16 protein-coding genes and 1 pseudogene are annotated in these 16,905 nt (G+C 54.9%); 10 read left to right on the plus strand and 7 right to left on the minus strand.

Translation table 11 applies throughout. The features are described 5' to 3' along the window. Positions 1–312: 312 nt before the first annotated feature. On the minus strand, positions 313–516 hold the full coding sequence (locus ACFQUU_RS24985) for a hypothetical protein (protein WP_156396946.1): 204 nt from the start codon (positions 514–516) through the stop codon (positions 313–315). 205 nt (positions 517–721) lie between these two features. On the opposite strand from ACFQUU_RS24985, the gene ACFQUU_RS24990 reads away from it, so the two are divergent. The 5 genes from ACFQUU_RS24990 to ACFQUU_RS25010 all read left to right on the plus strand — a co-directional run bounded on the left by ACFQUU_RS24990 (position 722) and on the right by ACFQUU_RS25010 (position 6,132). After that, a complete protein-coding gene (locus tag ACFQUU_RS24990) occupies positions 722–1,180 on the plus strand; it encodes a (2Fe-2S)-binding protein (protein ID WP_057293254.1) in 459 nt (152 codons plus the stop codon). A gap of 10 nt (positions 1,181–1,190) precedes the next feature. Continuing rightward, positions 1,191–3,428: a molybdopterin cofactor-binding domain-containing protein gene (locus ACFQUU_RS24995; RefSeq protein ID WP_382250837.1), complete on the plus strand. Its 2,238-nt coding sequence runs from the start codon at positions 1,191–1,193 to the stop codon at positions 3,426–3,428. A 7-nt stretch (positions 3,429–3,435) separates the two neighbouring features. Further along, complete coding sequence (locus ACFQUU_RS25000; RefSeq protein ID WP_382250838.1) at positions 3,436–4,467, plus strand: XdhC family protein; 1,032 nt, start codon at positions 3,436–3,438, stop codon at positions 4,465–4,467. A 146-nt stretch (positions 4,468–4,613) separates the two neighbouring features. Next, positions 4,614–5,759, plus strand: a complete 1,146-nt coding sequence (locus tag ACFQUU_RS25005) for an L-lactate dehydrogenase (RefSeq protein ID WP_382250839.1) — start codon at positions 4,614–4,616, stop codon at positions 5,757–5,759. Positions 5,760–5,928: 169 nt separating this feature from the next. After that, on the plus strand, positions 5,929–6,132 hold the full coding sequence (locus ACFQUU_RS25010; RefSeq protein WP_382250840.1) for a hypothetical protein: 204 nt from the start codon (positions 5,929–5,931) through the stop codon (positions 6,130–6,132). 434 nt (positions 6,133–6,566) lie between these two features. Here ACFQUU_RS25010 and ACFQUU_RS25015 read toward each other — a convergent pair whose 3' ends face one another. Beyond that, positions 6,567–7,172, minus strand: coding sequence for a hypothetical protein (locus ACFQUU_RS25015; RefSeq protein ID WP_382250841.1), 606 nt, complete (start codon positions 7,170–7,172; stop codon positions 6,567–6,569). A 308-nt stretch (positions 7,173–7,480) separates the two neighbouring features. Between ACFQUU_RS25015 and ACFQUU_RS25020 the strand changes: the two genes are divergently transcribed. Then, positions 7,481–9,700 carry an ATP-binding protein gene (locus ACFQUU_RS25020; RefSeq protein ID WP_382250842.1) on the plus strand — a complete coding sequence of 740 codons (2,220 nt, stop codon included), beginning with the start codon at positions 7,481–7,483 and terminating at the stop codon, positions 9,698–9,700. 2 nt (positions 9,701–9,702) lie between these two features. Here ACFQUU_RS25020 and ACFQUU_RS25025 read toward each other — a convergent pair whose 3' ends face one another. Continuing rightward, entirely contained in the window at positions 9,703–10,314 is a 612-nt protein-coding gene (locus ACFQUU_RS25025) for a hypothetical protein (protein ID WP_382250843.1), read from the minus strand. Positions 10,315–10,445: 131 nt separating this feature from the next. Next, positions 10,446–11,063 (minus strand): trimeric intracellular cation channel family protein, encoded by a 618-nt coding sequence (locus ACFQUU_RS25030; RefSeq protein WP_382250844.1) that lies wholly within the window; start codon positions 11,061–11,063, stop codon positions 10,446–10,448. A gap of 224 nt (positions 11,064–11,287) precedes the next feature. Here ACFQUU_RS25030 and ACFQUU_RS25035 point away from each other — a divergent pair, with 224 nt between their 5' ends. Next, positions 11,288–12,022 (plus strand): nucleoside-diphosphate sugar epimerase, encoded by a 735-nt coding sequence (locus ACFQUU_RS25035; RefSeq protein ID WP_382250845.1) that lies wholly within the window; start codon positions 11,288–11,290, stop codon positions 12,020–12,022. 345 nt (positions 12,023–12,367) lie between these two features. On the opposite strand, the gene ACFQUU_RS25040 is transcribed toward ACFQUU_RS25035, so the two are convergent. Both ACFQUU_RS25040 and ACFQUU_RS25045 read right to left on the minus strand, forming a co-directional pair. Further along, positions 12,368–13,468 (minus strand): tyrosine-type recombinase/integrase, encoded by a 1,101-nt coding sequence (locus ACFQUU_RS25040; RefSeq protein WP_382250846.1) that lies wholly within the window; start codon positions 13,466–13,468, stop codon positions 12,368–12,370. Between the two features lie 62 nt (positions 13,469–13,530). Beyond that, positions 13,531–14,214, minus strand: coding sequence for a metallophosphoesterase (locus ACFQUU_RS25045; RefSeq protein ID WP_382250847.1), 684 nt, complete (start codon positions 14,212–14,214; stop codon positions 13,531–13,533). A gap of 264 nt (positions 14,215–14,478) precedes the next feature. Between ACFQUU_RS25045 and ACFQUU_RS25050 the strand changes: the two genes are divergently transcribed. The 3 genes and pseudogenes from ACFQUU_RS25050 to ACFQUU_RS25060 form a co-directional block, all read left to right on the plus strand. Continuing rightward, positions 14,479–14,985 carry an HAD family hydrolase gene (locus ACFQUU_RS25050; protein WP_382250848.1) on the plus strand — a complete coding sequence of 169 codons (507 nt, stop codon included), beginning with the start codon at positions 14,479–14,481 and terminating at the stop codon, positions 14,983–14,985. Positions 14,986–15,052: 67 nt separating this feature from the next. After that, complete coding sequence (locus ACFQUU_RS25055; RefSeq protein ID WP_382250849.1) at positions 15,053–15,505, plus strand: HAD domain-containing protein; 453 nt, start codon at positions 15,053–15,055, stop codon at positions 15,503–15,505. 63 nt (positions 15,506–15,568) lie between these two features. Continuing rightward, positions 15,569–16,195: pseudogene (locus tag ACFQUU_RS25060) on the plus strand (ISNCY family transposase); the annotation flags it as partial. A gap of 129 nt (positions 16,196–16,324) precedes the next feature. Here ACFQUU_RS25060 and ACFQUU_RS25065 read toward each other — a convergent pair. Further along, positions 16,325–16,591 carry a phage integrase N-terminal SAM-like domain-containing protein gene (locus ACFQUU_RS25065; RefSeq protein WP_382250850.1) on the minus strand — a complete coding sequence of 89 codons (267 nt, stop codon included), beginning with the start codon at positions 16,589–16,591 and terminating at the stop codon, positions 16,325–16,327. Between the last annotated feature and the right edge of the window lie 314 nt (positions 16,592–16,905).

Here is a 16,905-nt window from a genome sequence, read left to right on the forward strand (position 1 = left end):
GCCTTGCTGTAGGAAGATGAAGAATGGGGGAATTGCTTATGCACAGGCCCAGGCGATTCCGCAAGGACGGTCAGCCTGTCAAGAGTGGAAGATCGGGAAGTAGATAGAAAATTGAAATGACCGGCGCAGCGCACGGTAATCTATCTGTTCGATGCCAGCTTAAGATCGTTGAGCCGGTAGAAGTGCAGAAGCGGGTGCAGAAGCCTTCCGCGCTGGGGACGACAACATCCCGGACCAGTGGAAAGGCTTCTGCATAAAAATCTGCTGACGATGAATAGAGATGGCCCCGGTTGCCGATGAGCTGGCAAACGCTTAATCCTTGAGAGGCACACGACGGGAGCGCCGAATCGCTGTTTTGCGTGCTTCCACGACTTCGCGCAGTGCCGCAGCGAGCATTTCCTGCCGTCGCTGTTGTGAAACCATATGTGTTGTGACGCTGTAAGCGCGCACGGTGCGTTCCAGGTTGCGAAGGGCACGCAGCTCTTCACTGTGTTGTTCGTCCAGCATCATGTTCAATTACTTTCCATAAAACCGATATATCCCCTAGACCGGCAAAGTGAAAAGTTGTTCCCTTGCAGCAAAAGTTCTCTGATGCATCACTGTCGGCGAACAGATCGAGCGCTCAATCCCGCACCGCCGAACACCGTTCCGGACGTCCTGCGTATCCATAAAATTTCGTCTATATTCTTGTCACCGCAACGCCATCCATTGGAGCAGAATAATGATCACACTGAATATCAACGGCCGCGACGTGCAAGTCGATGCTGATCCCACCACACCCATCTTGTGGGCGTTGCGAGATAACCTCAATATGACCGGCACCAAGTTCGGCTGTGGCGCCGCACTGTGCGGGGCTTGCACCGTCCATCTGAACGGCGAGGCAACCCGTTCCTGCGTGATGCCGATCTCGGCCGCTGTCGGACAAAAAATTACTACCATCGAGGCCATGGAAAACGACAAGGTTGGCAAGGCCGTGCAGGACGCCTGGGTCAAGCATGACGTTCCTCAATGCGGGTATTGCCAGAGCGGGCAGGTGATGAGCGCGACGGCCCTGCTCAGAGTCAAGACAAATCCGACCGATGCGGATATCGATGCCGCGATGAGCGGCAACATCTGCCGGTGTGGTACCTACCAACGCATTCGCGCCGCTATCAAAGACGCATCTAAAACTCTCGCCTGAGGAAAATGCCATGCGCACGGAATGGATGAATACACAAGTTGCACCGGAACCCGCCACGCTCAGTGGACAGGGCGGCATGTCGCGGCGCGGCTTCCTGAAGGCGACAGGCGCTGTCGGTGGCGGGCTGGTGCTCGGTTTTTTTGTGCCGGGCGCTGGCCGCCTCGCGCTGGCCCAACCGGACAAACCGGTCTCGGCGCCCAATGCCTTTTTACGGATCGCTCCTGACAATACCGTGACGGTATCAATCAACAGACTGGAATTTGGCCAGGGCGTGCATACCAGCCTGCCCATGCTGATTGCCGAAGAACTCGATGCGGACTGGACAGCCATGCAAGCCACGCTTGCACCAGCCGACAGCGCCTATAAGGATCCGGCTTTCGGCATGCAGATGACAGGCGGCTCCAATTCGGTCAAGAACTCGTTTGTCCAGTACCGTGAAATTGGTGCTCGGGCGCGCGCCATGCTGGTGGCCGCGGCCGCACAACAATGGAATGTCACCCCTGATCAATGCCGGACGGATAAGGGCATGGTGTACGGGCCGGGTGACCGCAAGGCCAGTTACGGCGAACTTGCCGAATCAGCGATGAAGCTGCCGGTGCCGGAAAAAGTCAGCCTGAAGGACCCCAAGGATTTCCGGATCATCGGCAAGCCGACGCCGCGCCTCGACGCTCGGGAAAAATCGAGCGGCAAGCAGCAATTCGGTATCGACGCCAGCGTACCTGGCATGAAGGTCGCAGTGGTGGCGCACCCGCCGGTGTTCGGTGCCAAGGTGGCGAAGTTTGATGCGGCGAAGGCCAGGGCGATCAAGGGCGTCGTCGATGTGCTCGAAGTGCCCACCGACCGCGGCGGTACCGGGATCGCCGTGATCGCCGACGGCTACTGGCCGGCAAAGCAGGGACGCGAAGCCCTTGGACTGGAGTGGGATACGTCTGCAGTCGAGAAGGTCAGCAGCGACAGGCAATTTGCCGCCTATCGTGAGCTCGCGAAGAAACCCGGCATCGTCGCCAGGGATGCCGACATCTCCAGACTGGCCAAGGCGCCAAAGAAAATCACCGCGGAATTCGAGTTCCCCTATCTTGCGCATGCGCCGATGGAGCCGTTGAATTGTGTGGTCGACCTCAAGGCCGACTCGTGCACGGTGTGGGCAGGGTCTCAGTTCCAGACCGTCGACCAAGGAGCCATTGCGAAGACTGCGGGACTTAAACCGGAGCAGGTTACGCTCAATACCATGATGGCCGGCGGCGGTTTCGGGCGTCGCGCAGTGCCGACTTCGGACTACATTGTCGAAGCGGTCAATGTGGCCAAGGCGTATCGCGCGACAGGCAAGAGCGGCCCGGTCAAACTGATCTGGAGTCGCGAGGACGATATCAAGGGCGGTTACTATCGCCCCGCCCATGTCCATCGCGCCGAGATCGGGCTTGATGCGAAGGGCAATATCCTCGCCTGGAATCACACCATCGTCGGGCAATCCATTCTGACGGGGACGCCGTTCGAACCCTTCATGGTCAAGAACGGTGTCGACGCTACCATGGTTGAAGGGATGGGAGAACCCTACGAGGTGCCGCTCAGGCTATCGGTTCACAATGCCAAGGCCAATGTGCCGGTGCTGTGGTGGCGTTCCGTCGGCTCCACCCATACCGCCTTCGTGATGGAAACCCTGATCGATGAAGCCGCAAAGATTGCTAACGTTGACCCGGTCGCCTACCGCAAAAAGCTGATCGGGGACAAACATCCGCGCCACCTGGCCGCGCTGGATCTTGCTGTTGCCCGGTCCGGCTATGGCAAGGCCAGTCTGCCCAAGGGCAGGGCCTGGGGCGTGGCGCTGCACGAGTCATTCCAGAGCGTGGTTGCCTATGTAGTCGAAGCATCGATCGAGAAGGGTGTGCCGAAGCTGCACAAGGTTACGGCAGCGGTCCACTGCAATCAGGCAGTCAATCCATTGTCGATCGAAGCGCAGGTCCAGGGCGCGGCGCTGATGGCCTTGGGCACGACCTTGCCAGGTGCGGCGATCACGCTGAAGGATGGCGTCGTCCAGCAACAGAATTTCAGCGACTATACGGTGGCCCGCATGCCCGATATGCCACAGATCGCAGTGCATATCGTGCCGTCCGGTGATGCGCCGACAGGGATGGGGGAACCGGGGCTTCCGCCGCTGGCGCCCGCGTTTGCCAATGCCGTCGCCAAACTGACCGGCAAGCGCTTGCGCAAGCTGCCCTTTGAATTGAACGCAGGTAGCAAGACAGTCTGAGGCTCGTATGGACAGCATTGACCTGGAAGTGCTCAAAAGCAGCGATGACTGGCTCAAGGCCGGCCATCGCTGCGAGCTTGTCACCGTAATCCGTACCTGGGGTTCCAGCCCGCGGCCGGAAGGCGCGATGCTGGCGATAAGGGATGACGGCATGGTCGTCGGCTCCGTTTCCGGCGGCTGTATCGAAGACGATCTGATTGCGCATGTTCGGCGCCACGGGATTGTCCGTAAACACCCGGAGATGGTGACCTATGGCATCACGGCAGACGAAGCGCATCGATTCGGCTTGCCATGTGGCGGGACCATACAACTGGCGATTGAACCGCTGTCGGTCCAGAGCCGGATTCCCGAATTGCTGGATCGCCTTGCTGCACAGCAGTTGGTCGCCCGTCGGCTGGATCTGCACACCGGTGCGGTGGTATACAGTGAGGCGCGTCCCGGTATGACGATGCAAGTCTCGGACACCATCCTGACGACCATCCATGGTCCGCGCTGGCGCCTGCTGATTATTGGCGCCGGCCAACTTTCCAGATTTCTCGCGCAGATCGCGGTCGGTATGGATTACCAGGTCACAGTCTGTGATCCACGGGAAGAATACCGGCAAGGATGGTTGGTGCCGGGGGTGAGTCTGGTACACGATATGCCGGATGACGTCGTGATTTCCATGCGTCCGGACAGCCGGTGTGCGGTGGTTGCCTTGACCCACGATCCCAAGCTGGACGATCTGGCCCTGATGGAGTCCCTGAAGTCAGGCGCTTTTTATGTTGGCGCGATCGGGTCGCGCGCCAACAATGCCAAACGGAGAGAGCGGCTTAAGCTGTTTGATCTCGACGATACCCAGCTTGCGCGCCTGCACGGTCCGATCGGCATCTACATCGGCAGCAAGACACCGGCCGAAATTGCCGTGTCCATTCTGGCTGAATTGACGGCGGCAAAAAATGGCATCGAACTTCCTCATGGTGTCCGGGTCGCTGAAGCCAAGTCGATACTACAGACGCCGCCCGGTACCGACTCCTGCACGATTCCGGGCACGGATTGACCGCATAGACTATCTTGGCGAGAGCCGGCTTGAGGCGGGGGACATGAAGCGTTTTGCGCTGAAGTGAATTATTTTCAAGCACCGCCCGCATGCCTGAATGTGGTTGCGTGGATTACACTTGCTCATCTCAGTGAGGAGTTGCCCCAATGCCCGTCATTACCACCATCGAAGACCTGCGCCGTCTCGCGCAAAAGCGCGTCCCGCGAATGTTTTACGATTACGCCGATTCCGGGTCATGGACCGAATCGACTTATCGTGCCAATAGCCTGGATTTCGAACGCATCAAATTTCGCCAGCGTGTCGCGGTCAATATGGAAAACCGTACGCTGCGCACTACCATGGTCGGTCAGGAAGTGGCCATGCCTGTGGCATTGGCACCGACCGGACTGACCGGCATGCAACATGCGGATGGCGAGATCCTGGCGGCCAAAGCGGCCGAAAAATTCGGCGTGCCGTTCACGCTGTCGACGATGAGCATCTGCTCGATCGAAGACATCGCGGCCAATACCAGCAAGCCGTTCTGGTTCCAGCTTTACGTCATGCGTGATCGCGAATTCATCAAGCGCCTGATTGCTCGTGCCAAGGCCGCGAACTGCTCGGCGCTCGTACTGACACTGGATCTGCAGGTGCTGGGCCAGCGTCACAAGGATCTGATCAACGGTTTGTCGGCACCACCGCGGCTGACCATTCCAAACATCCTCAACATGATGACCAAACCGCGCTGGTGCCTGGGCATGCTCGGCACCTCGCGTCGTTCGTTCGGCAACATCGTCGGCCACGCAAGCGATGTATCGGACATGTCGTCTCTCTCATCCTGGACCGCACAGCAGTTCGATCCGCGCCTGTCATGGGATGACGTGAAATGGATCAAGGACCAGTGGGGCGGCAAACTCATCATCAAGGGCATCATGGACGAAGAAGACGCGCGCCTTGCCGCCGCGAGCGGTGCCGACGCACTGATCGTCTCCAATCACGGAGGGCGTCAGCTGGACGGTGCGCCTTCATCAATCTGGGCATTACCGCGTATCGTCGAGGCCGTCGGCGACAAGATTGAGGTACACATGGACGGCGGGATCCGTTCGGGTCAGGATGTGATCAAGGCCCTTGCCCTGGGAGCAAAAGGTGTTTATATCGGCCGCGCCTTCCTGTTCGGACTTGGCGCCATGGGCGAAGAGGGCGTCAGCAAGTGCCTGGAGATCATTCAAAAGGAACTTGACCTGACCATGGCATTTTGCGGACTGACCGATGTCCGCAAGGTTGACAAGGGCATCCTGCTTCCCGGTACCTATTAGGACTGTTCAGGGCAGCTAGGTAACCGGCGTACAGCAAGGTCCTCCAGGGTGCCTCTTTAGATATCGGAACTATTGGCAGGCCGCGACTGACCAATGAAAACCGGGCACGGCGCCGCTTCCTGCGTGACGCCGGCCTCACTGGTTTCACCATGTCCCGAAAGGCGTTGCCATGCATGAATACATCATAAAAACCCCGGACGGCTATCTCTATCCCTTTGCCGGCGATCTATCGCTGACTGACGATGAAACTCAGGCGGGCCGATTTTCCAGTGTAGAAGAAGCCCGCGAAACGGCCGAGAGCCGAGGGTATTACGATGGTGGTTTCGAAATCATCCCCATCGATCTGCATGCTGCGAAACCCGCGCAACATTGAAAAACTGAGGCCATCCATACTGCGCTCCCGAAACGCCTGCTTTTGCATGGCAAGAAGGCCGCGAAACAGGAAGGATTAAAACGAATGTCCGTTTGCAAGGAATGTCTCGCGCTTGAAGGCGCGAATACCGTCGCGTCGCCCCATGCGAATTTGTTGCTCCACTCCGAAGCGCCGATCAACTTTGGGGCAACGGCCACCGGACGGGTCGAATACTACGTATGCAATGTGTGCGGTACGCAATGGGAACGCGAACGGGCGCGTAGCGAACCTGAGGCCACGTGGCAACATTCGCGTCGTGCGCTTGTCTAGCTGCGCGTTGAAATTTCTTCAAGTGGAAGCGCAAGATTACCGCTGCATTGCACCTGAATATGAATCACCCAACCGGTTCGGATGAAAGGCTGGGTGATGCGCTTGCCGCCGCAGTGACCGCGGTCTTACTGAGACTGAGTTGCTGGCTGGGGTGCTGGCGAGGCGGCAGGTTGCGCTGGCGGTGTGGCTGGCGTACCGGGTGTCGGCTGTGCAGCAGCTGATGGCGGAGCAGGCGGTTGGGATGCGGGAGTCGGTGTGCTTATGCCGGCAGCCGAGGTGCCTGTTGTTCCGCTGCTGCCGCTGCTAGTCGCAGGCTTTGCCTGTGCCTGTTTCTTCGCTTGGGCGATTGCAAGATCCTGCGTGGCTTTCGCTTCATTCTGGCAAGCTTTTTTGGCGTCGCCAACCTGATCGTCGCACTTTTCCTTCGCTACTTTGTACTGCGCTTCAGCCTTTGCCTGTTCAAGCTCGAGCCGGTTTTTTGGTGTATCGCGCTCAGTCACTTTGGCTTGAGCCTCTGCAACCTTTTGCTGTCCGTCAGCTTCCGCCTTGCAGATATCCTTGGCATTGTCTTTCATGCTGTTGCATTTTTCCATGACAGCCTTGTGTTGCTGCTCAGCTTGGTCCTTCGGCGATTGTTGACCCGATGCGCCACTTGCCGGCGCCTGTGCCTGCGCTGCGCCTGCAAAAACAAAGGCCAGTGTTGCCGCGATTGTAGTGAGTTTGATAGTCATGCCATTACTCCTGCGTTGCTATTGGAAGTGAGATCCGGGTGCAAACACTGTGCCTATTTATTTGGGCAACTCATACTCATGCCCGGAATCGGCACTACTTTTTTCGGCTTGCATAGCAGGAACGGAGATTGCAAAGAAAGGGCGTTAATGATCTGCTGTATTTTTAGCCGTCCTGAGACAAGAGTCTCGGCAGCAATGGCTCAGCAACCTGGACGTTGTTTTATAGCACGCTGTCATAACGCATTCACAATGCATTCACAATGTTTTACTGACCCCCTTACTATTATTTTGCCGTCCGAAATGAATTCATGAAAGTTCGCTCATATCTGTTACTGATGGCGCTCGCGACGCTGATTCCAGTCATTATTTTCTCCACAGTAGCTATTGGACAGCTGCTGGAGGCGGAGCGTAGCGCTGCCCTGCGCGGTATGCGTGAAACCGTTAATGCCATCACGCTTGCCATCGATGCTGAATTGTCGAGCGCTGAAGCTGCGTTAGCGGTATTGGCCCAATCAGAAGCGATCAAGTCGGGCGATTCCGACCTGGCGTACCAGCAGGCTGAAGCTGTCGGCAAAGGACACGACGAGTGGACGATTCTTACCGCGCTCAACGGCCAGCAACTGGTGAATACGTTTTTCCCGCGTGGCGCAACGCTACCGGTCTTGTCGCCGCGCAGCATGACACGTATTGAGAAAGTCGCGCGGGAGGGCGTGCCGCAGGTGTCCGACCTGGTAATCGGGACCGCTTCGATGGAGCATGCGATTGCAGTGGACTATCCAGTCAAGGTGGACGGGCGTGTACGTTATATCTTGACCAAGGCGTTCCGTGCAGATCATTTTGCCGGGGCTTTACTGGAACGTAACCTGCCAAAGAGCTGGGTTATCGGCATCTTCGACCGCTCTGGCATCAGTATTGTGCGCAGTCCTAGTCCCGAACGATTTGTCGGCCGCCCGGTCCGGGCCGAACTTTATGCCGCATCCCGTGCCAATGCAATCGGCGTGCTTCGGCACGAGACCCGTGACGGGGTGGACGTTTTTGATTCGTACACGCATTCGCGGAAGGCTGGCTGGACCATTGCGGTCGGCGTGCCGGTCGCCGAGATCGAACTGGCCGCGCGCCGCGCGGTCTGGCTATCGGTGCTGGGACTGGTGGCCGCCGTTCTGTGCGCGGCAACTGTCGCCGTATTTTTTGCCCGCCGCCTGGTCGGATCGATCGCCGGCGCCGTCGATGCGGCGGATACGCTGGCAAAAGGGGAAGCGCCCCCGCCTTTGAAAACCTCCGTCGGGGAAGTCGATCAGTTGCACCTGGCTCTCAATAATGCGGGAACGCTGATCCAGCGAGGCCAGCGTGAACGAGCCGAACTGCTGCTGAGGGAACAACAGGCGCGTCGACTCGCGGAAGAGCAGAACAAGGCCAAAGACGAGTTTCTTGCCATGCTCGGCCATGAACTTCGCAATCCGCTCAGCGCCATCACCTCCGCTATCGACGTCATCGAGGCGCCCGGCATGAAGCAGGCGACGGTGGAAAGAGCTCGATCCATCTTGCGTCAGCAAACCGAACACCTTGGCATGATTCTCGACGATTTGCTGGACCTGAGCCGCATCATGTCCGGAAAAATTTCGCTGAATATTGCACCGATCGACCTGGGCCGAACGGTGCAGATGTGTATCGACATCTTGCAGACGACCGGACGAATGACCGCGCATCGCCTGGTTCTTGATTTGCATCCGGTGCGGATAGCCGCCGACGCGACGCGTATCGAGCAGATCGTCAACAACCTCTTGATCAATGCGGTGAAGTACACGCCAGAAGACGGGCTTATCGACGTCAGTGTGCGGCACGAAGACGGGTCGGCTGTGCTGACCGTCAAGGACACCGGTATCGGTATCTCCGCTGATTTGCTTCCACACATTTTTGATGTTTTCGTGCAAGGCTCCACCGCCATCGATCGTGCCCAAGGCGGACTGGGAATCGGCCTGTCGCTGGTGCATCAGCTTGTGACCATGCATGGAGGCAGCGTGACGGCGAGCAGCAAGGGTGCAGGGCAGGGCAGCAGCTTCACGGTCAGGCTCCCGGTATCCATTGCTGCGTCCACGTCTGGGCCGTCGTCACCGAATGCCCTTGCTGGCGGCATCTCGCGCCGCATTTTGCTGGTCGAGGATAACGAACAGGCGCGTTTGATGGTTGCGTCCATGTTGGGCGCACATGGCCACAATGTGTATGAATCGGGCAATGGACTTGATGGCCTGAAAATCGCAGTAGAAGAACGGCCGGATATCGCCATCGTCGATATCGGCTTGCCCGGTATGGACGGCTATCAGTTTGCCCGGAGAGTCCGGGACACACGCGGTATCGCCGGCATGCCGCTGATTGCGCTTACCGGATATGGACAAGAAGCGGACCGGCATCGCGCGTTGCAAGCCGGCTTCAATGTGCATATGGTGAAACCGGTCAACATTCCGAAATTGCTTGATGAGATTGACCGCCTTGTCGTTCACGGCGATTCGGAAGCCGTACGGTCCTTATAAACTCATTGGCATCCCGGACTATTGCCGCTACCGTTGTGCCCATTTTGCCCAAGCCACGGTAGTCGTGCGATCACTTCAGGCGGAATCTTTGCTGCATCAAGGCTGGGGTCTTCAACCCACTCCGCCAAACCGTCAACGCCCTCATCGGCCAGTAGTTGTATATCGTCTAGCCAGCCCTTGCACACATCAACAACAAAGAGGGAAGAGTGGTCTTGCAGCCAGGGCTGAAAAAGCATGGACCCTTCACCCACATTGGTATCACCTCGTAACAGCAGGTACTTTACATCGTCAATACGATCTTGAAGAACAAACTCTGCTTCGACTTGTAGATCCCCCAGGTCTTGCTCCATGACGCTGACCACATCATGTCCGTAATTTTCCGGCTCAAACTTTCCGGACCAGGCGTTATCATCCAATGCAAATGCTTCTTGAAACGCTTTGTCCGCCGCTTCCTCCTCGTTGTCTGCTTCAACTTCAATGATGGTGGACTGGATGACCGGGCGGCTTACAGCGACATAGTATTTTTTCCGGACTGGCGACATGAGGGCTCCCTTGGGAAAGGCTTTATCAAACTTATACAGCATCTGCCAGGAAAAAGATTTGTGATTAAACATCCCATGCTGCGGGTTTGTTGAGTGGCCTCTATGACGATTACGCTTTACCTCCCGTGATGTGGCAGTTTGGTACATGGCACCGTATGTCATTGCCCGGCGAATGGCTCATTCGGCTATCCAACAATCTGGCGTCATCCGGGTAACTTCAAATCGAATCTTACTGCCGCCATTCTCGTGGCAACGGTAACTAGAATACCCGTCGCTAAACTGAGCGTTTCAGGAAACGAAAGCCAGTCCAGCAGCAGATAGACCCAGCAGCCAAGAAAAGAACAGGTCGCGTAAAGCTGTCCACGCCGGAAAACCATGGGAATTTCATTGCAGATGACATCCCGCAGAACGCCGCCAAAGATGCCGGTAATGACACCCATCATTACACAGACAAAAGGAGGCATCCCTGTGCGGACCGCTAGGGATGCGCCAAGGACACTGAACAAGCCCAAGCCAAAGGCATCGGCTGTCACGAGAAGTTTTTCCGAGAAGGCAGAACGAAGATGACGCATGAACGGTGTAATCACCAATGCCAGGATAAAGACCAGCAAGGTATATTCCTGATGCTCGACCCAGAACAGCGGGCGTCGATCGAGTAGCAAGTCTCGCAACGTTCCTCCGCCAAAGGCGGTAATGAATGCGACTGTAAAAACGCCTACCAGATCCATGTCCTTTCTGCGTGCTTCGATGAACCCGGAGAAAGCGAAGGCAAGAAGACCCAGTACCTCGACTACTTGGATTAACGTATTAAAACCTTGCATATAAAAGTCACCACACATCAAATAGATATAACGCGATATTGTCCTGCATAAATTGTGTGCGTGTTGCTCAATGCGAGTTCATATACGGTTGCGCCGTGGTATGGCAATATTGGCAAGTAAAGCAAAGCCAAGTTTTTTAGGTTAAGTGGGAGGAGAGCGCAAGAGCAAAGAGGAAAACCATGAAAGACAATTGATCCCAACTGGCCCTATATTCATGGAACAAGATGGTGGACAAAATAATTCGCGCAACTTCAATACGGCCTGCGGCATCGGATGCTAACGGGAATGGGCCCGGCCGAACGGTGGCACTGGCAGGAGCAACCGGTCTGGTCGGCAGGGAAATTCTGCTTGGTCTGCTGGCAGATAACTCGGTCGCGTCGGTTCATTCGCTAGGACGCCGTCCATTGGACGTCCAACATCCCAAACTGGTCTCGCATGTGGTCGATTTCACAGCACTGCCAACGCTTCAGGCATTTGATGAAACCTATCTCGCGCTCGGGACCACGATCAAGATAGCCGGTAGCCAGGCCGCGTTCAGGGCTGTGGATTTTGACGCTAATCTGGCGGTGGCACGAGCAATCCTGGCAGCAGGCTGTCGCCGTCTCGGTCTGGTAAGCGCAATGGGTGCGGATGCGCAATCGTCTGTATTTTACAATCGAGTAAAGGGTGAACTCGAGCAGGCGCTGGCGACGCTTGACTTCGAAGCACTTGTTATAGCGCGCCCATCGCTTTTAATAGGCGACCGCAACGTATTGGGTCAGCCTAGTCGAGCCGGCGAGACTATCGGAAAGTATGTCAGTACGATGTTGCGACCGCTCATACCTTCGAACTTCCGTGCAATCGCCGCCATTGACGTCGCTCAGGCTTTACTTGCACGCGTGCCAGTTGCGCAAGGCCGCGAGGTGCTGCTTTCGGGTGCCATGCAAGGCAAGGGGTCCCACGCCGGAAAACTACGCTAGCGGCTATGCGACTGCCGATTTATTGACAGTGCAAGTTATTTATGGCGTAGATCGACGCGGCATGCCGAACGGTGAGGGAGTGTGCATTTTCATGGGGCCCCTGGGCCGTCTACTGAAATCAGCATCGTTTCAAACTTATTGATTTAATTTAACATAACGCAAATTATGAGGATTTATTGTGTATAGGAAATTTTATCCTAGCCACTTCCTGCATCGGCCTCTAGCCGGGAGAACTAATTCCTACGCAAACGTTGAACTAAATCCACCGCATCATTAGCTAATGGGTTCGCGTAGAAATTAGTTCAATAAACTTCCGGCACAAAGTCCGGTGGCTTGAAAAGTGTTTTAACCAAACGACCGGTCACATCGTTGGAATGCATCAAACATATTCCGTGGAGAGGCCACATTTTCTGCGATTTCACATACCTCGCGCCATGAGCGTCCGGCAATTTCTGCCGCGGTATGCAAATCGACGCCTAGTGCAATTAAATTGTAGGTATGCGTGTTTCTTAATAAGCGCGGTGACAGCTGGCTAGCTATCGCGGCTTCAGACTCATGCCCCAGCATGTTGAGACGGCATGCTACTTTTTCTCCAAGTGCTTTAACATTTCGGTAAAGCGCTTGATCAGACATCGGTTGCTTGCCTTTGCCAATAACAAGCGATGTGTTTGCATTGAGTTCTGTATCCGGCAGAAGCTCTGCGCTATACCGATGATATCGACGCAGCTCGTCAAGCAGCATACCTGGCAAAGGTACCAGTCTTAGCTTCCTGTTTATCCCAGGTACCGAAAGACACCAGCCTTTAATGCTTAAATCGCTGTTAGGGTCCTGAAAAATTTCTTCTTTCATCATCCCGCAGGTCAAGCCCGTTAATCCAGTGACTCTGGACCCTGAAATCTCCGTTCTCGTTACCCCAGTGAGAAGAAATAGCCAAAATATCCAGCGCTGCAATGCGTAGTGTGAATCTGCAGTGCTTTCCAATTGTCGAACCGCCTGAATTATTAATTTTAATTCTTTTCGCTCAAGAAATTTTGTAGACGTTTCCTCTTCGTCGTCAATATCGCTTGCAGTTTGTACGCCGAGTGCTGAGGGGATAGCCCCCTCAACCGGATTGACTTTCACGCGGCCCGTCATGATTGCCCACCGGTACATAGAAAGCAGGACAAATCCGGCGTAGTTTGCTTTTTTGATCGACATTGTAGAGAAATATTCCCTGCAGTCATTGCGAGTGACTGATGCAAGATCCGGAATCGATTTATTCAGGATCCAGGATACGAAACCTTTAATTTCTCGCTTATATGCCCGTAACGTATGGCCTTGATAGTTGCTTAACCATCTCTCAACGTCTTCCCATGTTTGGGCCTTACTTGCGTCGAGGATATTCGTCCCCTCTCCTTCCACTTGCCTCGGCATCGTTTTGGGGTTTGTTAATTCCTCGTCGTGCATGTGCGCTCCGTTGAATGTGCCAGTTTCACTGAAACTAACCTATGTGCAGGTACGCGTCGAAATTACTTCGGATGCGAGTTTGCGCACGATTTGACGCTTTCAAAAAGGAACAACCCTCGCTCACCCACGCCATGCCAGACCGTTCTAGGATATTGAATATCGATATGCTGATGACCGTGAAAAGCCGCCCGGACGCCCATGTTTTCTGCAAGCGAGGTTATCGCGGCGTATCCAAATTCATGATAGCTAGGCGCTTCGTGCGTAACAAGAATGTCCGCTCGTTGGGTCATTAGCCTCTTATATTGGTCTGGAAAAATGCTTGACCTTTGCTTAAGGGGCGCGCCACCGCGCCACAAGTTGCCTTTTCCGCAGTGAGCGCGATAGTCTTCTAGCGAGTCGTATCGCGCCCCTTCAGGGTCTGTGGGCATCCAAATACTTCTTCGAAAGACACCCCCCAGGCCCGCGACCCGGAGTCCAGCAACATCTGCCACGCGACCGTGCAGATTTCGGTTCGCTAGGGACGATCCAAATAAATTGTCGTAGAAGTATTCTTTGTCTGTGTCGTGATTTCCTGGGATCCACCAGATCTCCGTTCTATCCAAAATCGTCTCAAGTTCTTCGTGTAAAGGACGAAGACATTCCATGTCACCGAGCAGAATCACAGCATCCGGTCGATTTTTAAGAGTCGAGTCGACGATATGACTGAACGCGCGGTGCGGGTCTCCGCAGATAAGCATCATTGTCATTTTGGCATTTAATTCTTTAGCGATATCTGTGATATGTATCTAGGTGCGCCGGACTGATCCTCTCCCGGCTTATCGGGTTTGGTCGAAACTCGCTACTATGATTTCACATTTTGCGCTACGCGCGACGAAGAGCCTACTTGTCCGTTCGTATTTGCGCCTCGAAATAGGAGCGATCCTTACAGAATTGTCCGACCCAACCTCGAAGATCGCCTGAATATGGCGTAATCTTTGGCATGATCCAATGCAGCCTAGCATTAACACACTATGGTCACGAAACTGATAATTTTCGATCTCGATGAGACGCTCGTTCATGCGACCATGAATAAGCTCTCGTACGCACCAGACTTCGAGGTTTCGCCATACGTTGTTTATATCCGACCCTTCGCCGCGGAGCTCTTAGAATTTACCGCCACACATTTTGACATTGCTATCTGGTCCTCGTCGAGCGCAGTGTACGTTGAAGCTGTCACGGAGCGTCTCTTTCGTCCGTTGTATTTACCGCGCTTTTCCTGGGCCGTCGAGAAATGCGTACAAAAGGTCGATCCGCGAACAAACGGATATGTGTACATCAAGGATTTACGGTGGGTACGCAAGCATGGTTATGACGTCGACGAAATCATTATCATTGACGACAGTCCTGAAAAGATTCAGCGCCAACCAAGAAGTCACCTTCATGTCGCGCCATTTACCGAAAGCCCTTCAGATCAGGAGCCTTTGGCCTGTGATTCATCGGCTGAAAGAATTACGCGGCCCGACCAACGATTGAACTGAGTTATTCAACTGTTCTGCGTAAACACGGGCGTTATACTGATTTCGTAACATCTGGTTTTCAGGAGGTATGTTGAGAACGATATTTACCGATTATGACGGAGTCTTTCACCCCATAAGCGCACTCCATTGGTTCAATTTGCGTTTGCCGGTCGACGTATGTATTGAGCGCGGGCGGCTATTTCGATGGACATGGATATTGAGTGAAATTCTGGAGCCTCATCCCGACGTTCGTATTGTCGTACATTCAAGCTGGCGCCTATTGCATCCAGAATACAAGGTAAGAGAATTACTGGGGCCATTGGCAGCCCGGTATATTGGTGCGATCTCTCGCGAATATGATCGAGCTGACGGCATCGTTGCTTATGTTGAAAAACATCACATCAGTGATTATCGTATTCTGGACGATCACCCTGAATGCTTTCCGAATGGGACAACTACCCTTATCCACTGTGACTCAGAAACTGGAGTATATGGTTCGCAGGTTAGGATCCAGCTAAAGAACTGGCTTGGAAAACCATGACAATGCCTTCGGTGTGAAAAACAATTAAATGCAATTAAATTGCACACTCTGTATTTAGCATAAGCCGGCCTATGGATTCCGCGCAAACTGCGCTCACCGTCGATCTACCAGCCGCGCAACCGGCGTCATTGTGTCGGCGAGCTGATCCAGATTGATGGCAGCGACCACCGCTGGTTCGAGGACCGGGCGCCTACCTGCACGCTTCTTGTGTTCATTGATGACGCCACCAGCCGGTTGATGCACCTGCATTTCACCTATAGCGAGTCGACATTCAGTTATTTCGAAGCCACGCGGGCCTATGTGGAGCGCCATGGCAAGCCGCAGGCGTTCTATAGCGATAAGGCCTCGTTCTTTCGGGTCAACCGCAAGCAGGTCGACAAGGAACATGGTGTGACGCCGTTCGGGCGGGTGCTGTACCAGCTCAATATCGAGAGCCTGTGTGCCAACAGTAGCCAAGCCAAAGGACGTGTCGAGCGGGCCAACCTGACGCTGCAGGACCGGCTGGTCAAGGAATTGCGGCTGGATGGCATTTCCACCATGGCGGCGGCCAATGCGTATGCGCCCTCCTTCATTGCTGACTATAATCGGCGCTTTGCCAAGCCGCCCAGGAATGACTGGGATGTGCATCGGCCGGTCCCCCAGGATGAGGATCTGGACCTGATCTTTACGATACGCGAGCCGCGCAAGGTGTGTAAGCGCCAGGTCTTGTCCGTCTGGACGAGGTAATCCAACCAGTCGATGATGAGAAGCGGGGCACTCATCCGGTTTGTGCCCACAAATGCCATCGTGGACACAATGATCCGACCAGTCAAATCCGCCTCAATCCGTACGCATCGTCGTCATTCCGGGCAGGTCCATCTCCAGCACCGATTTATAGAGAAACAACAATGCACACAGGGCTTGTGTATGAGTGGAACCGGAAATATGACGTTCGTTGACGAGAAACGACATAAAACCCTGTATTTCAGGTCCTCCCATTTCCTTGGGATGGCGAAGTCCATGGAATCGAATGTACCATCGAGCCCAATAGACGTAGGCGCGCTCGGTCCGCAAGTTGTAATGTTTCTCGCGGATACGAATGCGCATTTGATCAAGCAATTTAGGAGGACGGTCTGGTATGGTTTCGGATGAGCCTTGTTTCACGGGGAATTATAACTGTATGGATATACAGTATACTGCCGAGGCTAGTACTAACGCGGTTTGCGGAGGATCAAGCCAAAGTGCTTATCAGCCTATGTCCATGCTTACCGGCAGAACGAGCCATCTAAGTACCCGTTGCACTAGTCCTGCTCCGCAGGAGGAAGATGGTGCTGCAGTAGCCAGTTAATGCAGACGATGGAGGAAGCGTGTCACGCACCGTACAGCGCATCGTTCAACAGCACTTCCCCGCGATCGCCGAA

Origin of the sequence: Herbaspirillum sp. GCM10030257, assembly GCF_042666555.1 — a bacterium.
In the GTDB taxonomy this organism is placed as follows: Bacteria; Pseudomonadota; Gammaproteobacteria; order Burkholderiales; family Burkholderiaceae_D; genus Noviherbaspirillum.